Raw genomic sequence first — 20,493 nt, 5'->3', positions numbered from 1 at the left:
CTTACAGGATTCGTGCGTTCGGACCGAGCACGGCATCTAGGCCCTGGACGGTCGTCGCCTTCGCCAACGCTTCCTTCGCCACCTGGTGGGCGAGGTAGAGGTGATGGCCAGGATGGGAGCCCGGCAGGTCCGAATAGGTCAGCACCTTCAACCCCAGCGAGACCTTCGCACGGATCGGCTTCAGCGCGGATTCGTATGCGTCCTCGGTCACCGAGTATTCGGTGACGCGCACCGGCAGGATCCGGTGACCGCCATAGACGAACAGCGTAAAAGGGGCCTGCGGCGGCAGAAGCTCGATCGCGCCGACCTGCGCGAGGATGGTGTTGGCAATCACGGTCGCGGTGTTAGGCGTAATGAGCAACTCGAGCGCGGCGAGCCGCGAGAGCACGCCGTTCACGCCGCCGCCGAGGCCGTCATCGGTGGCGTCGAACTCGATATCGACCTTGATCGTCTCGACCGGCGCGTCGTCGACGCGGAACGCTTCCTCGCCCGCCGCCTCGCCACCGCCGGCGGTGCGGATCTCCATCGAACGCTGCAGGCTCGCCGGGTTGTACTGGAACAGGATCGCCGAAGGCACGGGATCGGGAAGCGCAAAGAACACGATCGCGCCGCGTAGCAGCTTGGGGTTGAGCGGGGTCATCGGAGCACGCCCCGCGCTGCGGTAAAGCCGGTGAGGATGTTTCGCATCGCATCGCGACCGGTTGTCTGGATAGTTAATAGCGAGATCGGGCTTGCTCCACCGTTTGTGTAGTAACCGGTGAAGCGCGAGATGTCAGCTGTCAGGGCACCTCCCCAGACAGTTTCCTCGGCGTATTGCTCGACCCTGTCGATCACCGAAGCAATCGCGGCACGGCTGTCGGTCCCGGGCGACTCTTCGCGAAAGAAACGGCGCAGATCTTCATGCCACGGGCCCTGCCCCTGCGTCTGCGCTTGCACTACGCCGGGCGTTTCGCGCTGTCGCTCTGCCGCTGCGTAAATGGCGCCGACATGCCCTTGCAGCACCACGGCGTCGGTGGCTCCAGCCACCGCAGTGGACAGCCGGACCCTGCGAAGGCGGCGACCAATGGGTGTGAAAATGATGTGCTCGGTCGGCGAGCGCCAGCGGTGGTAGACAAGAACCCAGAGAGCCGCCGTTTCGGCAGTTTCTTCGCCTTCGCGCGCGGCGCTGGCACGGGCGATGACGTTCGGGATGTAATTGGTGGGGATCCATTCGTGCATTCCGGGATCGGCGGCGCGGAATGCATTCTTGATGAACTCGCGGTTCTCTCTGTTCGCAGCGCCGGGCCACAGCTCCTCCTCCAGCCGAGCTTCACCGATCCCGCCTGGGCTCTGGCCCTTAGCGATGCCAACGAGGAAGTTGACGATGCCAAACCGACTCACCGCCTCGGCAAGCTGGCGATCGCGACCGGCCGGTGTGACAATATCGAAGACAATCTTCACGTCCGCGGCGAGTTCCCGCTCCAACTGCGTGACGCGCGAACCGGCTGCCGGCGGCGTCGCTAAGGCTGCGGCCTCGAGTTCGGCGTGCGTTGCGCGCGCCCGTGTGACGGCCGCGCTGGCCTCGGCTCGGCGCGTGTCGTCTCGTTGCGCGCCGGCTAACCGCGCAAGATCGGTCAGCCACTCCGCCATTGGCTTGGGATCGGACCGCATTATCACCGCTAGCCGCCGGCTCGGACCGTACTCGACGGTGATCGTGTGGTCCTCGCCCTCGGCGACGTCTACCGGCACGGACTCGCCTATGGCCGTGTCGTCGGCATCCTCCCTAGCCGCTCCGCCCCGTCGCAGGCCGAGCGCTCCCAGCACGCGGTCGAGCAGGTTATCCACCGCGCGGGCGATGGCCGCGCGCACGTCGCCGATTATCTCGCGCACGCGGGCGGCGACGCCGGTGACGCCGAGCAGGCTCATCAGCAGGTCGATCACCACTGGAAGCAGGTCGGCCAGCACCTGCTCCACCCGATTCATCGCTGGGCCGAGCACGCCGTGGGCGATGCTGGAAATCCCCTGCACCACGGCCTGCGCGATGCCGAACAGGCGCTGCAGTTGGTTGGAGACGAACTGGTAGACGTTCCAGATCGTCATCACCAGCTGCACTACCGCGCCGACCGGGCTGAACAGGCTCGCCAGCCATCGGATCGCCGCCATTACGACCCGCTCCAGCACGAAGTTGCGGATCGCCTCCATGACCATGTCCTTGAGGCTTTCGAGCTCGCGCATCAGGCGGTTCCACAGGCCAGACCAGCCCTCGGTCACCAATGTTGCGATCCAATTGAACGCGGCCTCCAGCCGCGCGACGTTCTCCTGCCCGATGATCCGCGCCGCCCGTTCGCGCACGAAATCCCAGGTGAGCCCGAGGATCTGACGGACGATGTCGAGCACGCCCCAGATATCCCACTGTGCCGGCATCTGGATGCCGCCGAGCGCGCCGGTCAGCCAGCCGATGATGCCGTCGCGCAAGTGGGCTCCGAAGTGGTCGGCGAACTGCTGCACTCCACCTACCACGGCGTCGAGCAGGTTCTGCACGAACTGGCTCGGATTGTTGACGACGGTGTCAACGGCATCGCTCGCCTGCGCGATCAGCGCGTGGAATGCCGCCGGGTCGATTCCGAGCATCCGCAAGATCGCGTCGAGCACCTTGAGCAGCAGCGCCCCCCAGTCGCCCGTCATGACCGCCTGCAACGCGGCGAGCGCAGCGTCGATGGCGTTCTGGTAGAGCTCGAGCAGCACGTTGATCGCCGCGTTGAGCGTGGCGCCGACCGCTTGGACCGCGGCGACGAGGGTATCGGCGATCCCGTCGATCGCCTGGTTCACGGCGGCCATCGCCTCGGCGATGAACTGGGTGAGCGCGCAAGCGAGCTCGGGAAAGATCTGGCCGAGCAATCCGTCGATCAGACCCTTGAGGAGTTCCCCGAAGGCGCTCACCAGCGCCTGGAGCGCGGCGGCCGCCGCCACGATGATCTCCGTGACCGCGTTGACGGCAGCGTCAATGATTGCGGCCACCGCCGAACGCGCGGCGTCGAAGATGGCGTTGATGGCGCTCATCAGCACCTCGAAGGCGCGGCGGATGAAACTGGTGGCATGATCCCACCAACTCTGGTCCTCGGACTCGCGCTCGGCCCGCTGCCGCTCGTTCTCGGCGCGGCGCTCACCGCTGTCAGCTTCGGCCTGGCTGTCGCGCTCGGCCTGATCGTAAGTTGAATCGATCCGCGTTCGGTCGCTGCGCACCCGCTCATCGGCGTCGGCGCGGTGTTCAGCGCGAGCGGTCTCGGCCTCGGCATTGACCTGCTGGACCGCCGCCTGCTGTGCATCGACGGTGCGTTGGCGCTCGGCCTGGATCGATTCGCGGCGGCTGACGACCTCGGTGCGCTGGCTGGCGTCGGCCTGCTGCTCGGCGGCCGCGCGGTCGGTTTCGGCGGTCTGGACGGCGTCGGCATGCGCGGTGTTGCGCTCGGACTCGGCGGCCTGCATCTGGTCGCGGGCGGCATCCGCGCTGGCTGCCATGGCGGGGCCCGTGTCCTCGTCGAAGCGCGCCACGACTTCGCCCGGGAGCGTCATCGCGTTGAACTGGGCGGCGCCCTCGGGCTGCGCCAGCGCCGCGGTCTCGGGCGTGGTCACCTCGATCGCGAATGAGTACTCCATCTCGCGCGGGACTATGATCTCGGGACCAAGTCCGGTCACCACCGCGCCCGTAGCCGCTTGGCGTCCCACTGCCGCCTCCGCCCCGCGCGCTTGGGCATGCTCATCTATGCGTGCGGGATCGTTGGCGCCTTCGAGCGGGATGTCCGCGCGATCGGTGACTCTGGTCTGGATGCCGGGGTTCGCGGTCGAGACCTGGTTGATCTGATCGCCAATCCGTTCCGGGTCCGCGCCGGCGCTGAACATGCGCTCGATCGCCCCGCCATAGGCGGGATCGGTCCGCAGTTGCGGCTGCTCGGGCCCCGCAGGCACTTCGATCGCTGGTGCTGCCGCCGCGGCGGAAGGCGCGGCGCTGTCCTCGCCCGGGACGACGATCGGGACGGGCGCGGGCAAATCTCCGATCGTGCCGCTCAGCCGTGCGGAAACTTCAGGCATCCCGTTCGCGATTTCGCCGGTGGAATTAGCGTTCGTGTCGGAAAGGCGCGCGCCCAGTTCGCCCGAATGGAGCGCCTTGACCGATGGCGCCATCCGCGCATAGGCGTCCATCACTGCGCTTGGACTGTCGGCGCGTGCAACCGCGGCCTCAGCCTCCGCCCGCGCCGCCTCGCGCGTGGCCGCCTCGGCGGGATCGAGTAAGGTGCGAGGCATGGCCGGCGCTGTGAAGATCGGCGCGATTCCGACCTCGGCCTCGCTTCCGGATGCAGCCGCGCGGGCTTGCACCGGGGCGGCCGTTTCCGGCCCGACAGCCGGAGCTGCCTGCTCGGGCGTCACGGGCGTCACGAGCGCCAGCGGCGCTGCGGGCACTTCGATCGATGGCGCAACGTTCTGCGAACGGCGCAGCGCGACGACGCCGCCAGGCATTGCGAGCATCGGCGCGGGATCGCCCGGCACGCCCTCGGGCCGCGCCAGCACGCCAGCCTCCTTTTCGACCGCACTGTTCGCAGTGGCGGCTGGCGCGGTTTCGAGCCGGTGGAGAAACGCCTCGCCGTCGCCATTCGCGAGCGGCTGCTGCAGGGCGTGGACCACTTCGTGCGCCACGAGGTCGGGCGCGGCCGTGGCGGCGGGTAGGAAAATCGCGCCGTCCACGGCCGCTCCTTCCGCGCCATGCCGCTTGAGCGCCATCTCCACGGCGGGTCCGGAATAGACGGGCAAGTGCGCCACCTTGCTGCCATAGCGGCTCGCCATGGCGTCGCGGTGCGGCAGGGCGATGCGCTCGATGCGCGGCGGCACGGCATGGGCGCCGCCGGTCTTCGGCCGCGCCGGCGTGCTCACCCTGGCCGACGCCGCGCTCATGCCTGCGGCCCCCGCACGAGCCGTGCACGGATCGCGCCAGCCAGTCGGCGGCCGAGCGCCTCGGGCGTCTCGTCCGCAGCGCCGTCGAGCAAGACCGAGTCGGGTGCTGACCGCCACTCGAGCCCGGCCGCGCGATCGGCCACCCACAGCCGCGCCATCTCGCCGCGCATCGCCTCGGCGGCAAGCTCGGCTGCTGCGGCGTCCGCCAGCGGCAGCGTCAGATGGTCGACAAAAATGGGTGGGAACGGCTCGGTCATGACCAGTTCCGCCCGTCGATCTCGTTCAGCGGCCGGCCGAGCTTGACCAGCTCCATCCGGGCCGCCGCAATCACATCGGCCATGGCGACGGCCCGGCCAAGGCCGGCAGCGCGGAAGGTAGCGCCGAGTGCGATGTTGCGTATCACCCCGCCCGTCAGCGAAAGCTTGGCGAGCCGGGCGAAATCGAGCGGCTCGCAGACGATACCGGGCGGGAAGGCGCCTTCCCAGATGCACTGGCGCTCGGACCCGTTGGGCAGCGGAAAACGGGCGATGAAACGCAACCGGCGCACGAACGCGCTATCGATCGCGTCGGGCATATTGGTGGTCAGCACAGCTATGCCGCGACAGTTTTCCATCTGTTGCAGCAGGTAGCCGACCTCCAAGTTGGCATAGCGGTCGTGCGAATCGCGCACTTCGCTGCGCTTGCCGAACAACGCGTCGGCCTCGTCGAAAAGCAGCACGCCGCCAACGGTCTCGGTGAAGACGCGTCGCAAGTTCCGCTCCGTCTCGCCGATGTACTTGCTCACGACGGCGGAGAGCTCGACCCGGTAGAGATCGAGCCCGAGCTCGCAGGCGATGGCTTCGGCGGCCATGGTCTTTCCGGTGCCGCTCGCACCGCAAAACAGTGCGGCAACGCCCAGCCCCCGCTCTCCCGAATGTCCCTTCGCCCAAGCGCGCGCGACACGGTGGTGGCCGCGCCCGGCGTGGACCAGCGCCTGCAGCACCTCTGCGACCTGGTCCGGCACGACCACGTCGGCCAGACGGACGCGCGGATCAATGCGCTCGACCAGACTCTCGTCGCGAGGACGAGCGGCGGCGCGGGCGGCGACCCAGACTTCCTGCGGCGAGCGGCTGGAATGACCGATTGCGCGGATCGTCGCTGCAGGGAGGCGGAAAGTGTGAGCCAGCCGTTCGGCCATGTCAGCTTCACCCTGCCCGCCCAGCGCGGCGCTCCACAATTCGGCATGCCCCTCACTGCTCGCTTCGGCCCGAATGTGAATCCCGATTGCGGCTGCGGGCAGACTCGCCCCAACCAGCATCACGGGCGTACCCCATCCGGTCACCAGTTCGAGCGGCGCGGGCAACGTCGAACCGTCACCGACGAGCACGAGGCCGAGCTGGTGGAACATTGCATCGCGCAGCCACGCCTGACGCAGCCGCGCCAGCCCCCCGGCCTCGCGCGGGAGCGCAGCGAGCGGCAGCGCGACGGTGCCGAGACCGGCTTGCGCAAAAGCCTCGCGCGCGAGGCTGAGTCCACATTCCGGATCGTCGCAGCCCAACTCCAGCGGTGGCGGCAGGCCCGCGCCGCCCAGCGCCTGGAGCACGCGCGCGACCGCGGCCAGCGGAGGCCTGGAACTGATGCCAACCGGCAGCACAAGCGCGAGCGCCAGCAGTTCTTCGTCGAGCTGGACCTGGCCGTGGAGCGCTTGAAGCACCGGTTCTTCAACCCAGACCGGGCGCTCGGTGACGCGCCAATGCGGTTCGCCAAGCGCCAGCAGCCGCGCGCGCCGCAGCGCGCCGTCGGGCCGCAGCGCGTGCCAGCCGGTCTCGGGCTGGCCGCCCAGCGTCTCGCAGACGCGCATCAGCAGGCCTACACTTGGCGGCCCCGCGCCGAAGCGCGCGACGAGATCCCGCGTCGTGCCGCGTAGTTCGGCCGCGGCGGCGAACAACAGTGCGCGTTGTTCGAAGCCATCGAGCGCGAAGCGCCGGGCAATGGCCTCGATCTGCCAGCCCACCGGCTCGCCGCGCGCGGGGGGCGCGCTGCCGGAAAGGTGGGCCAGCCGCGCGTCGAGCGCCACCAACTCCTCCTCGAAATCGAGCAGCGGCGGTTTGAGACGATGGACGGCCGCGGTCATCTCGGCACCGTCAGGACCGGGCCAACATAGCCGTCCGCATTGCGTTCGAGCGCGCTTTCGGCATCGTCCACACGCACGCGCATGAGGTAGTCGCCCTCGGGCACGCCGACGATCGGAAAGGTACGCGAGGACACCGCAGTGTCGGGCACGCCGGGCGCGGGCATGCCGGGTGTGGGGCTCTCGAAGACAAAGGCGGCGAAGCGGCCGTTGTCGTCCGCGGCGCGCGCGCTGAGCAGCAACTCGGCCTTCTGCGAGCGCCCGAGCGCGACGGCGAAATGCACGGTCGCGGTAAAGCTGACCACGTCGTCGTCCACCTGCCGGTCGCCCAACGTCACAGCCGGACCGTCGAGCACCGGGCGGATTGCGGCGGGCAGCAGGTTGGAGGTCTCAGCGGGAATCGTGCCGGTGGACGCAGGCGGGATCTCGCCTACGGGCTTTGGCCAGCGCTGGCGGACCTGGATGGTCACAACGCCGGGCCGCAGGTCCGCAGGCAACACCGTCTCGATACGGTCGCCGTGCACGTCCTCGTCGGGCAGCGCGACGATCCGCTTGCCGATCGCGACTTCGTTGATGTCGCCGCGCAAACCCGAGCCGGTCAGCGCGATGAGGTCGCCTGGGCTGGCGACCGGCTGGTCGCTCCACACCGGTTGTGCCGGCGGGCCGGGCGAGAAACGCATCCGGGCGATGTGAGGCCGCCGCAGCAGTGTGACACCCAGGCGCGGCTCGGCCACTGGCAGCGCGGCTCCGCGCGGCGCCTTGTATTCCATCAGCAGCGTCGAGACCTCGTAGGTCATTCCCGGCCGCAGCCCCGCGTTCATCATCGACCAGAGCTGCGATTGCACCTCCATGGTCAGCGACACCGGCGTGACCTTTAGCGGTGCGGGCTGGTCGATCAGGTCGCGCAGCGCCTGCGGCAGCGGCGAGTTGTCCTCGAACGTGCCGCTCGACACGGCCTCCAGAATCTCTGCCGAAAGCCGGGGCGTTTCGTGCAGCGCCAGCAACGCGATGCCGAGCGCGCGGTCGAGGTCCGGGTCCGGACCGTAACCGCAGACGACGTACTTGATGTCGAGAGCCAGCCAGGAGTTTGCGCGCCGCTCGCCGCCGGCGCCGTAGGCGGGTTCGCGGCTCGACTGCCAGTTGGCGTTGAGCTCGAAACGCCAGGGGAACACGTTGATCGTCACCGTCGCGGGATTGCTTCCGGAGAGCAGTTCGGGCGCGCGGGTGACGACATCGAAGCTGCCAACCTGCGCGGATTCGAAGCGGCGCAGGAACTGGGCGATGCGAAAGCGCATTGCCTCATTGAGCGCGGCGAGGGCGTAACCGTCGGGCATCGCCTAGCGCCTCCGTGCGCGAAGGTAGTCGTCGAGTGACTGGCGCGGTGGGGCGCGCCCCGGGCGCGGCGCGCGCGGTACGGCATTCGAGACGGCGGTGGTCGCGGGAGGGCTCACTTCGATTCGACCAATCCGGATTTCCGGTGGCAGGACCGCCGGGAGGCGAGCCGCTACAGTATCGCGGCGCAACGGCTCGGACACGGCCGGTGCGCGCCGGAAGACCTCGTGTTCGTCAGGCCGGACGGCGAATGAAGGGTCGCGCAGTGTCCGGTCGTCGTCCACGGCTGGCCGGGTCGGTGCGCTGCTCGTCGCTTCGACGATCAGTCGTCGAGCTGCATGGGCTCGAGGCGCAAAGTCGTCGGCGGTGGGCGTTGGCGCGCGCCAGGCGGCCACCGCCTCTCGCCGCTCCTCGCGCGGTGCTTTGGGCGGCAGCAGCGTCGGACCATTAGTCCGCGTCCGGCTCTGCGGCGATGGTTCCTTCGCGAGCGTGCGGACCGCAGGCGACACGCGCCGAACCGGGGCGTCGGGGGCAACCTGCCGCGCCTTTCGCGCGCTTCCGCCGATCCCTTGCGCCTCAGGCTGCGGCGATCCGTCCTGCGGTTCGAATCCGTGTTCCACCGCGAAGCGGGGGCGCGGCGGTGGGCGCAGCACCTCGACACGCCCGATGGCGGCATCGACGAGTTGAGCGAACAGCGTGCTCATGCCGCGATCCTGTCTAGGTAGGCGCGGCGCCGCGCGGGGCTCAGCGCCAGCACCTCGCCCTCGGTCCAGCCATAGGCGCGCGCGAGCGCATGCACCTCGTCGAGTACCTGCCCCGCGCGGCGTTCGAGCTCCTGCCAGAAGTAGCACGCGATATCGAAGCGCTCGGTGATCGTGCCCCCGCAGGCTTCGCATTCGAGCTCGAGACGCACGTCGAGCAAGGGGCAAGCGCGTTCGAGCCGCGCTTCCAGCTCCTCGGGGGCCAGCGCGAGGTCGGACGTGCAGAATGCAGCGAGTAGCGCCGGATTGTCGTTGCGCGCCGCTTCCGCGAGGTCGCGACTACTGGGCGCGCGGACCTGCGCATCCGGATCGCCCGTGAGCGTCAGCAAGGCGTCGCAGTCGAGCGCGCCTTCCATCGCCTCGCCACACACTCGGCAGTGCGCGACGAACGGCAGCGCCGGGCCGAACATCGCCCGGCGGCCTTCGATCAAGGCGCGGTCCCGCTCATCCAGCGGCCAGTTGCTCGCCTCGACAGGAGTGATTCCCGCGAGCACCGCGACCAACCGGACCGCGCGGTCGAGCGGAGCGAGCGTGGCCCCCCGCTCGATCAGCCCGACGGTCTGGGCCTCCGTGATCGGCGCCATGGTTCATACCGACTTCGGTTCGACGGGTTCTGGAACCGCGTCGTCGCGCCTGCAGCCTTCGTGCTGGAGCACCATCGATTCGATGGCGACTGCGTTTGCACTGGCATCGAGTTCGGGCAGCGCCGAATATTCCGAAACCCAGCAGCGGAACACGTCGAAGGCGAGGACGACCTGGCCTGCCTCGTTGTGCAATTCGAGCTTAATGTCCTTGCGGAAGTTCGCGAGTGCGATCTGGGTGCCGGCCGGGTTGCCAAGCTTCCACACTTGCGAGGCCCAGACCTCGAATTCGCGGTCGAGCGTCAGCCCACGTTCGAGCGTCAAAGGCTCGAACTTGGTGATGCCCGGATTTTTCCTCAGACCCAGCGGATCACCGCCGTCGCGATATTCGATGACCTCGGTCGTGCGCTTGAGTGCGCTCACCTTGGAAATTCCCGCGACATCGCGACCATCCAACTTCACGCGGAAACGGAAGGTCTTGTACGGATCGAAGCGGTGTCCGCTGGGCTTGAATGTGTACATGGCGATGTCCCCCGTTAGGCTGCAAAGCGCCCGGCGAGCTGAGTGAGTTTGAGGACGACGAATTCGGCGGGCTTGAGCGGCTGGAACCCCACCTCAATGTTGACGATCCCTGAATTCACGTCCTGCTGCGAGGTCGTCTCTTTGTCGCACTTGACGTGGTAGGCCTCTTTCGCGGTGACTCCGGCGAAGGCACCCGCGGAAAACAGGTCCTGCATGAACGCGTTCACGTTGAGCCGGATGTTGGCCCAGAGCGGCTCGTCGTTCGGCTCGAACACAGCCCAGGCGAGCGCGGTCTTGAGCGAGCGTTCGATGAACAGCGCAGTGCGACGCACCGGCACGTATTTCCACTCCGACGCCAGCGCGTCCGACCCGGCCAGCGTGCGGGCGCCCCAGTGCACGGTGCCGATGTTGGGAAAGGCCCGCAGCGAGTTAAGCCCGCGCTGGTTAAGCCGCCCCTGCTGAAGGTCGGTCAGCATCACGCTCGGCGTGCCTTTGATGATCGACGCCTCAGTGCCGGCGGGCGCTTTCCACACACCGCGCCGGGCGTCCGTGCGGGCCATCACACCCGCGATCGCGCCGCTGGCGGGAAACGCGCGCTCGCGTTCACCGTTGAGCGGGTCGGGACGCCGCACGCGCGGAAAGCACAGCGCGGCATTGCGCCCGAGGTCGGAGCCCAGCATCGCGGCAATGTTCCAGTCAAGTATGCCGATGGCACTGTCGGCCCTGTCGGGGTGATCGACCAGCAGGAACGCGAGTTGTCGCGCGCAATAATCGGCTGCCAGAGCGTAGAGGCCAACACCCTCGTCCGCCATCATCGGCGCTTCGGGCACGATCATGAGGTTGAAGATCTCGGGCTCGATGCCGTCGAGCACCGGGATCGCAGCGGTGAAGGCGCCCAGCGCATTGGCCGCCCAGGTTGGCTCGTCCGGCAGCACGCCGTCAAGGCCTCCCGAAAGCGGTTTCATCTGCGCGATGGTCAGGTCGTCGACGGCAACGCCGGCGGCGGATTCGGAGGGAAGCGCATCGGCCGCGATCACGGTCAGCAATTGCGAGCCGTGGTTGATCACCTCGAGCGCGTTGTTTGGGTCGGCCGGCGTCGTGTTGAGACCGCGGAAGGTCTCCGGCGGCGACTTCGGCTGGCTGCCACGGAACTCGGCGACAATTAGGTCAAAGCCTCCCGTCGGGTTGTTGGCAACGCCCACGCGCAGGGAATTGCCCCATTCGCCCGCATTGGCGGCCTCCAGTTGCAGCGCGCTCCCTCCTCCGGCCGCAGTCAGCGTGACCTCCGCTGCCGGGACCTCCTCGCCACCGCCGCTAAAGCCAACCGCGGTCGCGGTCGTCGCGGGGACACGAAGCGGTCCGCGCGTGGTCACAACGCGTACCGGGCTGCCCGCGGCGGCCAGTGCGGTCACTACATAGTGGCCACCGCCCGCAGGGTTGATGGTGAGATTCTCCGCGGCGAAGTCGCCGATGTTGATGTTGAAGGTGCCGTTGCCGTTGTTGACCGCTTCGACGTGACGGGGAACTCGACGATCCGCCCCGCTCTCGATCGCCTGGAGAATCAGCGCGGGCAGCGGCACCGAATTGAGCGCGGCGCTCGCGGCGACCGCAACATCGCTGCCTGCAGCACCGGCACCATGCGTGAGTGCAACAGGCGCGTCGGTCTCCGCTGGCATGTGCTTGATATTGGCGAGCTTGACGAGCCCCTGCGAGCCGTTGACCCGGGTATCGGCATAGTTGGCCGTACCGTAGGTCACCGACAGTCCGGCGAAGACCACCGGCTCCTCGCCCTCGGCCGCAAAGATCGACAGGTCGAAGCTGTTGTCGGGGTTGTGGGCGACGGCGTAGTGCACGCGGTTGCCGGCGGCGCCCGGATTGCGGGCGACCACCTGCATCGCGGTTTCAGTGGTGGTGAGCGTCGCAGTCGCCTGCTGGAAGCCGGCGCGCACGACATAGGCGACTGATCCGCCCTGCAGGAAGAAATCCTGCAGGGCGTAGGTCGCGAGGTAGCGCCGATCTAATCCGCCGTAAGTCCGCTCTACGTCGGCCCAGGAATTTACCCGGAGCGCCTCGCCTACCGGCCCGCGCGGGAAATGGCCGATGACCGCGAGATTGGACGTGGCCGCCGCCGTGACGGTGTGCACGCCTGAGGGAATTTCCTGGATATAGACGCCCGGATACCCACCCTGAAGCATATTGCCTCCTTGGGTCTACTTATCCCCTTCGGGATACATTAAATCCCGCAATCGCAAGACAGAAAGTAATCCTATAATGCATAAGTCAAACATTATTTTATGAGCGGCGATATTTCTAAGATTCGTGCGAAAGCTCGCTCGTGGATAGCCACGAAGCACGTAGGGTAACTAATCATCGCCTATCATCAAGCCGACGCGTCCTATCTTACTGCTGCATCCAATTTAATCGCCCGGCGCTCGCTTTCGTTTAGGAATTCACGTGATGCTTATCTCATTTCCGACTCGTTATGACACTTCGATTAAGAATCGATTCATTTCAATTATTTGACACAGATCAGTTACAACGGTGGGCGAATCAAGCAATTGAGCATGCCAGACTTCCAACGAAAACTTCCGGTCTTATCACATAGATATCCTATATTAAGACGACAAAGGAATTCTAAATTCACGATTCGAAACAACGGGCCGGAAGTCCATCAAAAGTGCAGCAAGACGCGGCGCTAAAATCGTACAACGTAAATCTTCCGCATCACCCACAAGCGGGTCTTGCTCGACCATCGGTGATTCTTGGAGGCCTCTTTTTTGAGCATATTCAAATATAGTCTCGCGTTCTTAGAGGGCCACTATTCGTGAACTCAAGGTAGGGTATGAAAGATGAAAAGTCAAGAAAGCTCCACGTAAAGGGTTAGGTTGAGCGATGCTCTGCCGGGTTTGTGTGTAGCGACATCTATCTGGAAGCTGGAACCAGATGCGCCAGCTACTTACTAATTAATGCGTCAAAGCGGAGTCGACAAGTCCGCTACGTCATTAAATTGCCTCGGACGAATCCGGCGCGATGGATCGTCATACTTCCAACTGATTAGCTTCGGGGTCTTGTAGTGGGTAGCCCCCACTGCTTTACGGCAGCTAGGCCCCGAAGGACGCAGCATGCGACTTTCACCGCGCTGCGCTCAAACACAATATTAAGCGTCGCCCTGACGCCTTACGCTCGAGGAGAGGTTCCAGCATGCTCATTCCTGGCTATATGAGCGTCGGATCCTGATACTCGCCGAGCCGACCCTGCGATAGCTCGGCCGTTCCATTTGGTCGGACATCGAGCGCGACGTGCTCGCCATGATCGAGGCGACTGTCACGGAAACGCAACTGCTACGCGCCGATGATGCCTTCCACGACGCGGGTGTTCAGCGGATGTCGGCAACGCGAGAGAATGCCGTGCACGTAACCCTGCAGTCGTTGAGCGAACTGTTGCAGGGCCGCGATACCGCTTTGGTGCGCCTGGGCAAACTATTGGTGTCTGCGGACCATGTGGACCCTGCCGCACTTGGGGCACTCGCGCAGTGATTTGCCGGTGAGCCGCAGGTAGCGGTCACGGTAGTCTTCGCCGGGGGCGGGTGACGCCGCGGCGGGTGGCTCGACGCCGAGCAACCGCCGGCAGGTGGCCAGGCGCGCTGCCCGATGACAGTTGGCGAGCCACCCGTAGCTGCGGATGCGCTTGAAGCCGTCGGGCAGCACGTGCAGCAGGAAGCTCGTCGGCCGTCAGCATCATGGTCCTGTGGCGGGCCTCGTGCCGGTAGTCCTTCCACCGGAACAGGACCGAGTCGCCATCGAAGCGCAGCAGCCGGTCGTTCGAGATGGCGATGCGAATTGGTAAGGACCTCCCCGGTCACCGGACGGGCAACTGTCTGGTGCCGTCATGGCTGGTGCTGCACAACCTTCCGGGAAGGGGGAAGCCATGGACAAAGATTACTCGTGTTGGTGTGGATCTCGCGAAGAACGTCATGCAGGTTCATGCGGTCGACGGCGCCGGGCGCGTCATGGTACGGAAAGCGATCGCCCGCCAGCGATTCGTGAGCGGGTTTGCCAATCTCGAACCGTGCCTGGTCGCGATGGAGGCATGCGGCGCGGCACACTAACGGGCAAGCAAGCTGCGCGCGCTCGGGCACGACGTGCGCCTGATTCCGCCTCAGTTTGTCGCCCCCTATCGCAAGGACGGCGTTCACGTAAAGAACGACGCACTCGACGCCGAAGCAAGCCGTTCAGGCGAGCCGTGCCGAGCAGCGAATACATGATGGCGGTCGCACGGGCTCCTCGCGGCGAACCCGCGAAGGTCCAGTTGACTCTTCCAAGAACAATCGGTCTGATCTGCCGTTCCAACGCGTTGTTGTCCGGTAACAGAACTCCGCTCTCTGTGTAGCGAATCAGCGCTTGCCAATGACGCAACGCGTACCCGATCGCTTTGGCGAGCGGTGCCTGAGCCTGCAAACCGATGACGTTGCCTTCCAGCCATTGACGGAACTTTGCAAGCACCGGTAATGCCTCAGCTTGCCGCGCTGCGTGCTTGATGTCGGGTGTCTGATGGTTGATTCGCGACTCGATGGCGTACAGCTGGGCGATCCACTGCAGCGCCTGCGCCGCGAGTCCCGGCTTACATCTGATCATCGAACACGAAGGTTCATATGCCTTATCGGGTTTTCCCTGCCCCGGTCCAACCTGTTAGCCAATGTGGGTCTATCGCTTGCGCACCTCGATGAAGGAAGTAGGTTAATTCACTGGTTGTGACATCAGTTCGTCAGTCCGGCCGCTTGAATGGGTTGATATCTGTCGGTGTGCGCCAGGACAGCCCAGATAGTTCTGGCTAGCTTGTTCGCTACCGCCGCGACGGCGACATTGAAGGGTCGGCGGCTGAGCAGTGCGTCGAGCCATTCGCTATGCTTACCCCGAAGGAGAACGGAGCGTGCCCCGTGCATGAGTAGGGTGCGTAGGTAGGTATCTCCGCGTTTGCTCAGGCCGAGTTGACGCACTCGGCCACCGGTTCCGATCTGGCGCGGCACCAGGCCGAGCCACGCGGCAAACTCGCGTCCTGATTTGAAGTTGCGTGCATCGCCAATGGCGGCTGCCATGGCTGTGGCGGTGAGGAGACCGACACCGGGAATGTCGCTGAGTTTGCGGCAGTCCTCGTTGTTCCTGAAGGCGTGGGCGAGGCGACGCTCCAGAACGGCGATCTCGCCGTCGATTGCCTGTACTCGGGTCCACTGTTCACGAAGACTGTCGACGAGCAAACCCGGAAGACGGTCGGCAACTCTAGCGAGACAGGCGGAGATGTTGTCGGCAAAAGCGCGATATCCCTCGGGCAGCACTTCGCCGAATTCGTAGAGAAGGCCGCGCAGGGCGTTGGTCTGCATGATGCGAAACTTCATCAGTTGCGCGCGGAGAGCCGGTGCAGCGCGAGAATGGCCTGCTGCGCTTCGGTCTTAACGGCGACAAACCGCGCGTCGGGCTGCTGAGCAGCTGTCCAGATAGCCCGCGCGTCGGCGGCGTCAGTCTTGTTACGCAGAACGAAGGGGCGCACTGAGCGTGGGGCAATGAGCTTCACGTCGTGGCCGAGGCTCATCAGCTGTCTGGCCCAGCAGTGCGCGCTGCCACACGCTTCCATGACGACAAGCGAAGGCTCACGCCTAGTGAAGAATTCGATGACCTGGTTACGTTTGAGTTTTATGCGCTGAATCTCCCCGGTTTGAGCCATAACGGCATGCAATTGGAATACATGCTTGGCTATGTCCATGTGGCAGGAAGAGGCGGCGGTCGCTCGTGTCACGTCGGACGGTAGGTGATCGCCGCCGGAGGGAGGCGTCCATCCCATCTGATTAAGTCCACCGTTTGTGCGCATCAAGCGTTATAGAGCGCACAAGCAACGAGAAAGGCAAAAGACAATGAAGCAGCAGACGCTCGCGATGGCCGCGGATCAAGGTGCGGGGTTCGAGACTCGACGCAAACGCACGCGACGCGACGAGTTTCTTGACACGATGAACACGATCGTTCCGTGGACCGAACTGTGCGCGGTATTCGAACCGTATTACCCGAAACGCGGCAACGGTCGCCCGCCGATTGGTTTGGAGCGCATGCTGCGGATTCACTTCGTGCAGCACTGGTTCAATCTGGCCGACTTCGCTTGCGAAGAGGCTCTGTATGACAGCACCATCTTCGGCTTCGGTCCACGCCTGCGCGGAACCATCGGCGTCACCTTGGTGCTCGCTCTGGCACGAATGGCATAGATGGTCGAGCGCGGGAATTCGAGCACCTGGCAAACCCGTTGCAATCCAAAGGGCTTGCCTGCACTGACGGAGATCTCGCGGCTCATGTCGACGATCTCCGACCGGTCAAAGGGCGACGGGCCTGCAGTTCACGTTCCTTGCGCAGGATCTCGTTTTCCATAGACAGCTCGCCCACGCGTCGCACGGCATCATCGAGCCGCGCTTGCAGCGGATCGCTGGTCCGCGTCTTTAAACCGGCCTCCAGGCCAGCCAGTGCAAGCTCACGTCATTGCTCGAGCTCGGCGATCGTCACACCGACTTCGCGGGACACGGCGTCGACGGGTTCGCCGCGCAGCAATCGAAGGACGACGCTACGTTTGCGTCCGGTCGACCACCGTTTGAATTCGGCGGCGCCAGAGGCGCTTCCAGTCGCGCTACGCGCTCCTTCCAGCGCCTCTGGCGCAACCGCATTGGTATTGGCTTTCTTCAACATCAACCACTCCTGTTTGGATCACACGTTTTACCCCAAATCTGTGTCCAAAAAAAACGGAGGCGCCGCATCGGAAATGCAGACGCGCCGCGAGGCTACTAGACCAACAACGGTGACGAGGCGGAGCGATTGGTTAAACCGGCGTTGAATCAGAGCCCATCCATCCGGACGCGAGCGCCCATGTTGCGTTGCATGAGCAACAAATCTTGATAATTGCGCCGCATCATCTATAGCTTATGGAGCGTGGAGGGCGCGTCGCGGAGATAGGCAAATGAAGCGATATGTATCGACAATGAGCTTGGCGGGGCTATTTTCGGTGGCTGTGTGTACCGTCTTTGCAGAAGGTAAGCAGATCATCTACGCGTACGAGCAGATTCCAAAAATCAGCAAAGAGATCGGGCTCAATTTAGACTTCCGAAAGCACGACGTCGTTCTTGCTGGCGTAACGGTCACTATCGATGAGGAACTGCGCACCAACGGCGGGAACGTTTTCATCTTGGCAGATCAGCTCATCATTAACGCGCCAATCGATACCCGGGTATATTCTGTCTATAATCGATATTGGACAGAAAGCAACGCACCGAGGACGGCGTCCTTAACCTCAGCATTTCAATATTCGCCGAAAGCGCTCGAACCGTTCACGAACTATTACTCTTGGCACGAACACTACAATCCGGGTACAAAAAAATACGAATATCGAACAGGAACAATGAGCGATCTCATGGCGGGAAGAATCGCAATACCTATCATGCCGTCCGCCCCAGTTCCGATTCTACGCTTCCCGGGTGATCCGTGGCAGAATTCTCCAACGGATGGGCCTGACGCGCCCTCGGGGTACGATAGATCAGCATTCCGGTCTGGCAATATTAATATTCATGCGCGTGTGATTAAGTTTTGCTCGGATTGCGTTCGAAAAAGCTACGCGTTCAGTAAAGCGCCCGGCGGAGATCTCTTCGACAGAGAGCGAACAGTATTTCTGAACGCGGGGGGGTTGAAGGGTGGGCGGGGCGGACGTGGTACTCCGTTTCCGTGCTTTTTTAACTCGCCGCCGGTCCGTTCGGGCCGCTATACATTCCAGGCCGACTGTGTTTCGCACGGGATGCCGAATATCGCAGGGGGGCTTGAAGGTCGACCCGGCATTGGCGGCGACGGAGGCGATGTTACGGTGAACATTGTCGGAAATGAGAACTTCTACCGGCATGAATGGACGGAAATGTTGAGGCACGGGGTTTGTGAACCAAACGACCACTTGATGTCTGTGAATTCATGCTTTGACGGCCCAGAATTCGCCGCCAAACACGGACAAAGCTTAGTCTTCCTCGCGGATACCGCTGCCGGCGTACCGGCATATTATTTCCAAAGACGAACTCCGTCGTTCACCGTGCTGTCGAGGTCAGGCGATCGCCTAACCGGCTCTCTTGGCGCGCCTCCTACGATGGAAGAACGATACAAGCTTGACTGGACCGCCAAGCACGGTGTGTTCCAGATAAACAGCGAGAGTCCAGAGCTGGCACTCGCGAGCTTCGGAGCGGCACTGACTGAGATCGACCTCAATGCGCGCTATGATCTACCTTCTCTCTTTCGGTCAATTGCGGCGCAAAAAACGTCGGCAGTCTCACCCGTGATGGAGGCTTACCCCGTTACCTCGAATTCTCCAATCGCGCGAAGCCTAATTACCTCCTTTCTTGCTGAAATTCTGCTGGCGAGGCAACTGGCACTGCTTGACCGGACAGAAGGGGACTTAAGAAGAGAAACTCCAAGAGCAACTAACGTTTCAACAGATTTTCTGTCGGAACTCAAATGTGTTGGCCCCCCAGTCGGTTTGACAGATGTAGAGGCAGAACTAATCGACAGAATCTGTGACCTTTCGCCTATCGATGGTAAAGACCTGACTCGTTCGTATTTTTATCGGAACGGGGGACTATTAAGCGCGAGCCTACCGCTTGCGGTGCCGAACTTTCCAGCAGAGCAGCTTAGAGCCGAACTCGTACGCTCGGAAACTTCGCTCAAGCAGATCCTGATAGAGATCCAATCACTGAAGGGTATGTTTTACGATTTTACCACCAACCAGCAAAGAGACAGATTTACGGAGCAGATTTCTTCCTTGGAGAAGGCACTAGAAGAAGCCAATCAGGCGCTGAGTGCGAGAACTAATGTACTGCAAGTCATCGCTTCGTTGGCCAGCGACGCAGGAAAACAAGCCAAGGCCGTTGCGGAATCTTGGTCCGCTTCGCCTCCAAATTTTCTAGCTCTACCTGGACAAGTAGGGCAAACGTTGAAGAGCGTGTCAAAACTACTGTCTGCACTGAATGGGGAAGACCTCACCGCGCAACAGCGCGAGGCGGTAGCACAAATCCGAGCCAAACTTGATGATGTGAAGGAGCGTTTTGCGGTTTTCGTTCAAGCCACTAACGAACTAAAGAAAGCCTTGCTGGCCGAGCAATTGAAATCAATCCAAGAGTATATCGATGCACGACAACGGTTGGAGACTATGCGTCGCACGTTTCTTTTCGACTTCGAAAATATGCTACGCGCGGATGTCTTAATGTTCGCGACCTCGCCAAGCGACAATGGAAACCTGGCGTCAGCCATTCGTTCACAACGGGATGTGTTGAAGCGTTTCCCGGATCAGGAATTGATGTCTCTGCCTCCGACGCCATCATTGGCATGCGACGGACGCTGGTCGCCGGCTCTTTCTACAATAGCCCCAAGGGCAATAGTTGGCTGCGCAACAGTCTTCGCAGATCCAGGGCGAGACTATATGATTTCGACGACGTCCTCCGCAAACTTACCTGACTTCCCCCTGTTGTCTGTTAAACGCGGAAATGGAAAATTCCCGGCAAACTTCCTCGGCATATATCAGCGCAAGGAAATTGTGATCAAGTAGGTATAGTTTTAGGCGGCATTAGCAGGAGTTTCTCTGAATGGAGATAGTCGTGTACACCTATGCTTTCTTAGATGTTGTCGAACTGCCCACGGACGCAAAGAGGACGATCAGTCGTATATTAAACGCGGCGACTTAAATATTGCAGCATAGTATGATTGCATGGTTACCTTTTTCGAGAGGTGTCCATGCGCAAGCTTGAAATTGCCGACGCGGAGATCATGCAACTCGCAATTCGACAGGAAATCGAGCGGAGCGAGGAATCACGTTATGACCACCGTCTGCATGGGGTGCTACTGGTTTGTTGCGGCTACTCATGCACCGAGGTTGGCCAGTTGCTCGGTCAAGCAGCAACGACCATACAGCGATGGGTTGGACGTTTCGAGCAAGGCGGCTTTGACGGATTGCGCGAAGGCGAGCGGCCCGGACGTCCGCGCATGCTGGACGAATCGCAATGGCGTCGTGTGGAAGCGGATTTACGCAAGACGCCACGCGAGTTCGGGTTCGAGGCGGGCCTGTGGGATGGCCCCCTTTTGTCGGAGCACTTGCGCAAGAATTATGGCGTCGAACTCGGCGTGCGCCAGTGCCAACGACTGTTTAGCCAGATGGGGTTCCGGCTGCGCAAACCGCGCCCGCAGGTGGCCCAGTCTGATCCGGTTCG

13 protein-coding genes and 5 pseudogenes are annotated in these 20,493 nt (G+C 63.4%); 5 read left to right on the top strand and 13 right to left on the bottom strand.

Features of this window, described 5'->3' with window-relative positions:
* Position 1 precedes the first annotated feature (1 nt).
* Genes AWB78_RS35060 through AWB78_RS48695 form a run of 9 tightly spaced genes read right to left on the bottom strand, consistent with a single transcriptional unit; the run spans position 2 to position 12,427 of the window.
* A complete protein-coding gene (locus AWB78_RS35060) occupies positions 2–640 on the bottom strand; it encodes a hypothetical protein (protein WP_062611210.1) in 639 nt (212 codons plus the stop codon).
* A complete protein-coding gene (locus AWB78_RS35055; protein WP_062611209.1) occupies positions 637–4,926 on the bottom strand; it encodes an eCIS core domain-containing protein in 4,290 nt (1,429 codons plus the stop codon). Before AWB78_RS35055 ends, AWB78_RS35060 begins: the two co-directional genes overlap by 4 nt.
* Positions 4,923–5,183, bottom strand: coding sequence for a hypothetical protein (locus AWB78_RS35050; protein ID WP_062611208.1), 261 nt, complete (start codon positions 5,181–5,183; stop codon positions 4,923–4,925). The genes AWB78_RS35055 and AWB78_RS35050 overlap by 4 nt, the downstream gene beginning before the upstream one ends.
* Positions 5,180–7,039 carry an ATP-binding protein gene (locus tag AWB78_RS35045; protein ID WP_062611207.1) on the bottom strand — a complete coding sequence of 620 codons (1,860 nt, stop codon included), beginning with the start codon at positions 7,037–7,039 and terminating at the stop codon, positions 5,180–5,182. Before AWB78_RS35045 ends, AWB78_RS35050 begins: the two co-directional genes overlap by 4 nt.
* Positions 7,036–8,370 carry a Pvc16 family protein gene (locus tag AWB78_RS35040; protein ID WP_062611206.1) on the bottom strand — a complete coding sequence of 445 codons (1,335 nt, stop codon included), beginning with the start codon at positions 8,368–8,370 and terminating at the stop codon, positions 7,036–7,038. The genes AWB78_RS35045 and AWB78_RS35040 overlap by 4 nt, the downstream gene beginning before the upstream one ends.
* 3 nt (positions 8,371–8,373) lie before the next feature.
* Positions 8,374–9,072 (bottom strand): hypothetical protein, encoded by a 699-nt coding sequence (locus tag AWB78_RS35035; RefSeq protein WP_062611205.1) that lies wholly within the window; start codon positions 9,070–9,072, stop codon positions 8,374–8,376.
* Positions 9,069–9,713, bottom strand: a complete 645-nt coding sequence (locus AWB78_RS35030) for a hypothetical protein (protein WP_062611204.1) — start codon at positions 9,711–9,713, stop codon at positions 9,069–9,071. The genes AWB78_RS35035 and AWB78_RS35030 overlap by 4 nt, the downstream gene beginning before the upstream one ends.
* Positions 9,714–9,716: 3 nt before the next feature.
* Entirely contained in the window at positions 9,717–10,232 is a 516-nt protein-coding gene (locus AWB78_RS35025) for a phage tail protein (protein WP_062611203.1), read from the bottom strand.
* A gap of 14 nt (positions 10,233–10,246) precedes the next feature.
* Positions 10,247–12,427 carry a phage tail sheath C-terminal domain-containing protein gene (locus AWB78_RS48695; RefSeq protein ID WP_062611202.1) on the bottom strand — a complete coding sequence of 727 codons (2,181 nt, stop codon included), beginning with the start codon at positions 12,425–12,427 and terminating at the stop codon, positions 10,247–10,249.
* A 1,104-nt stretch (positions 12,428–13,531) separates the two neighbouring features.
* On the opposite strand from AWB78_RS48695, the gene AWB78_RS47860 reads away from it, so the two are divergent.
* Positions 13,532–13,768, top strand: a complete 237-nt coding sequence (locus tag AWB78_RS47860; RefSeq protein ID WP_062611201.1) for a hypothetical protein — start codon at positions 13,532–13,534, stop codon at positions 13,766–13,768.
* On the opposite strand, the pseudogene AWB78_RS44185 reads toward AWB78_RS47860, so the two are convergent.
* A pseudogene (locus AWB78_RS44185) lies at positions 13,712–14,069 on the bottom strand (transposase); the annotation flags it as partial. The gene AWB78_RS47860 and the pseudogene AWB78_RS44185 sit on opposite strands and share 57 nt — an antisense overlap.
* Positions 14,070–14,205: 136 nt before the next feature.
* Between AWB78_RS44185 and AWB78_RS50170 the strand changes: the two are divergent.
* Positions 14,206–14,457: pseudogene (locus tag AWB78_RS50170) on the top strand (IS110 family transposase); the annotation flags it as partial.
* 61 nt (positions 14,458–14,518) lie between these two features.
* Here the strand turns inward: AWB78_RS50170 and AWB78_RS50165 are convergent.
* Positions 14,519–14,866 (bottom strand): annotated as a pseudogene (locus AWB78_RS50165) (IS66 family transposase); the annotation flags it as partial.
* A 122-nt stretch (positions 14,867–14,988) separates the two neighbouring features.
* Positions 14,989–15,989: pseudogene (locus AWB78_RS35005) on the bottom strand (IS110 family RNA-guided transposase).
* A gap of 148 nt (positions 15,990–16,137) precedes the next feature.
* On the opposite strand from AWB78_RS35005, the pseudogene AWB78_RS35000 reads away from it, so the two are divergent.
* Positions 16,138–16,452: pseudogene (locus AWB78_RS35000) on the top strand (transposase); the annotation flags it as partial.
* 292 nt (positions 16,453–16,744) lie between these two features.
* Here the strand turns inward: AWB78_RS35000 and AWB78_RS47855 are convergent.
* Positions 16,745–16,951, bottom strand: coding sequence for a hypothetical protein (locus AWB78_RS47855; RefSeq protein ID WP_198399416.1), 207 nt, complete (start codon positions 16,949–16,951; stop codon positions 16,745–16,747).
* A 268-nt stretch (positions 16,952–17,219) separates the two neighbouring features.
* Between AWB78_RS47855 and AWB78_RS46975 the strand changes: the two genes are divergently transcribed.
* Positions 17,220–19,835, top strand: coding sequence for a hypothetical protein (locus tag AWB78_RS46975; protein ID WP_157697719.1), 2,616 nt, complete (start codon positions 17,220–17,222; stop codon positions 19,833–19,835).
* A gap of 185 nt (positions 19,836–20,020) precedes the next feature.
* Positions 20,021–20,493, top strand: a 473-nt coding sequence (locus AWB78_RS34985) for a helix-turn-helix domain-containing protein (RefSeq protein WP_062611199.1), incomplete at its 3' end; no start/stop codon positions are given.

The organism is Caballeronia calidae, assembly GCF_900044055.2.
Taxonomy (GTDB): Bacteria; Pseudomonadota; Gammaproteobacteria; order Burkholderiales; family Burkholderiaceae; genus Caballeronia; species Caballeronia calidae.
Note: the sequence above shows the minus strand (reverse complement) of the source record. Positions and strands in the feature narration are given on the sequence as shown.

What these genes read in the sequence shown, in the direction of transcription:
- AWB78_RS35060 (WP_062611210.1), bottom strand. Translation starts at nt 640, where the DNA reads ATGACCCCGCTCAACCCCAAGCTGCTACGCGGCGCGATCGTGTTCTTT.
- AWB78_RS35025 (WP_062611203.1), bottom strand. Translation starts at nt 10,232, where the DNA reads ATGTACACATTCAAGCCCAGCGGACACCGCTTCGATCCGTACAAGACC.
- AWB78_RS35050 (WP_062611208.1), bottom strand. Translation starts at nt 5,183, where the DNA reads ATGACCGAGCCGTTCCCACCCATTTTTGTCGACCATCTGACGCTGCCG.
- AWB78_RS35045 (WP_062611207.1), bottom strand. Translation starts at nt 7,039, where the DNA reads ATGACCGCGGCCGTCCATCGTCTCAAACCGCCGCTGCTCGATTTCGAG.
- AWB78_RS35030 (WP_062611204.1), bottom strand. Translation starts at nt 9,713, where the DNA reads ATGGCGCCGATCACGGAGGCCCAGACCGTCGGGCTGATCGAGCGGGGG.
- AWB78_RS35035 (WP_062611205.1), bottom strand. Translation starts at nt 9,072, where the DNA reads ATGAGCACGCTGTTCGCTCAACTCGTCGATGCCGCCATCGGGCGTGTC.
- AWB78_RS47855 (WP_198399416.1), bottom strand. Translation starts at nt 16,951, where the DNA reads ATGTTGAAGAAAGCCAATACCAATGCGGTTGCGCCAGAGGCGCTGGAA.
- AWB78_RS48695 (WP_062611202.1), bottom strand. Translation starts at nt 12,427, where the DNA reads ATGCTTCAGGGTGGGTATCCGGGCGTCTATATCCAGGAAATTCCCTCA.
- AWB78_RS35055 (WP_062611209.1), bottom strand. Translation starts at nt 4,926, where the DNA reads ATGAGCGCGGCGTCGGCCAGGGTGAGCACGCCGGCGCGGCCGAAGACC.
- AWB78_RS46975 (WP_157697719.1), top strand. Translation starts at nt 17,220, where the DNA reads ATGAAGCGATATGTATCGACAATGAGCTTGGCGGGGCTATTTTCGGTG.
- AWB78_RS35040 (WP_062611206.1), bottom strand. Translation starts at nt 8,370, where the DNA reads ATGCCCGACGGTTACGCCCTCGCCGCGCTCAATGAGGCAATGCGCTTT.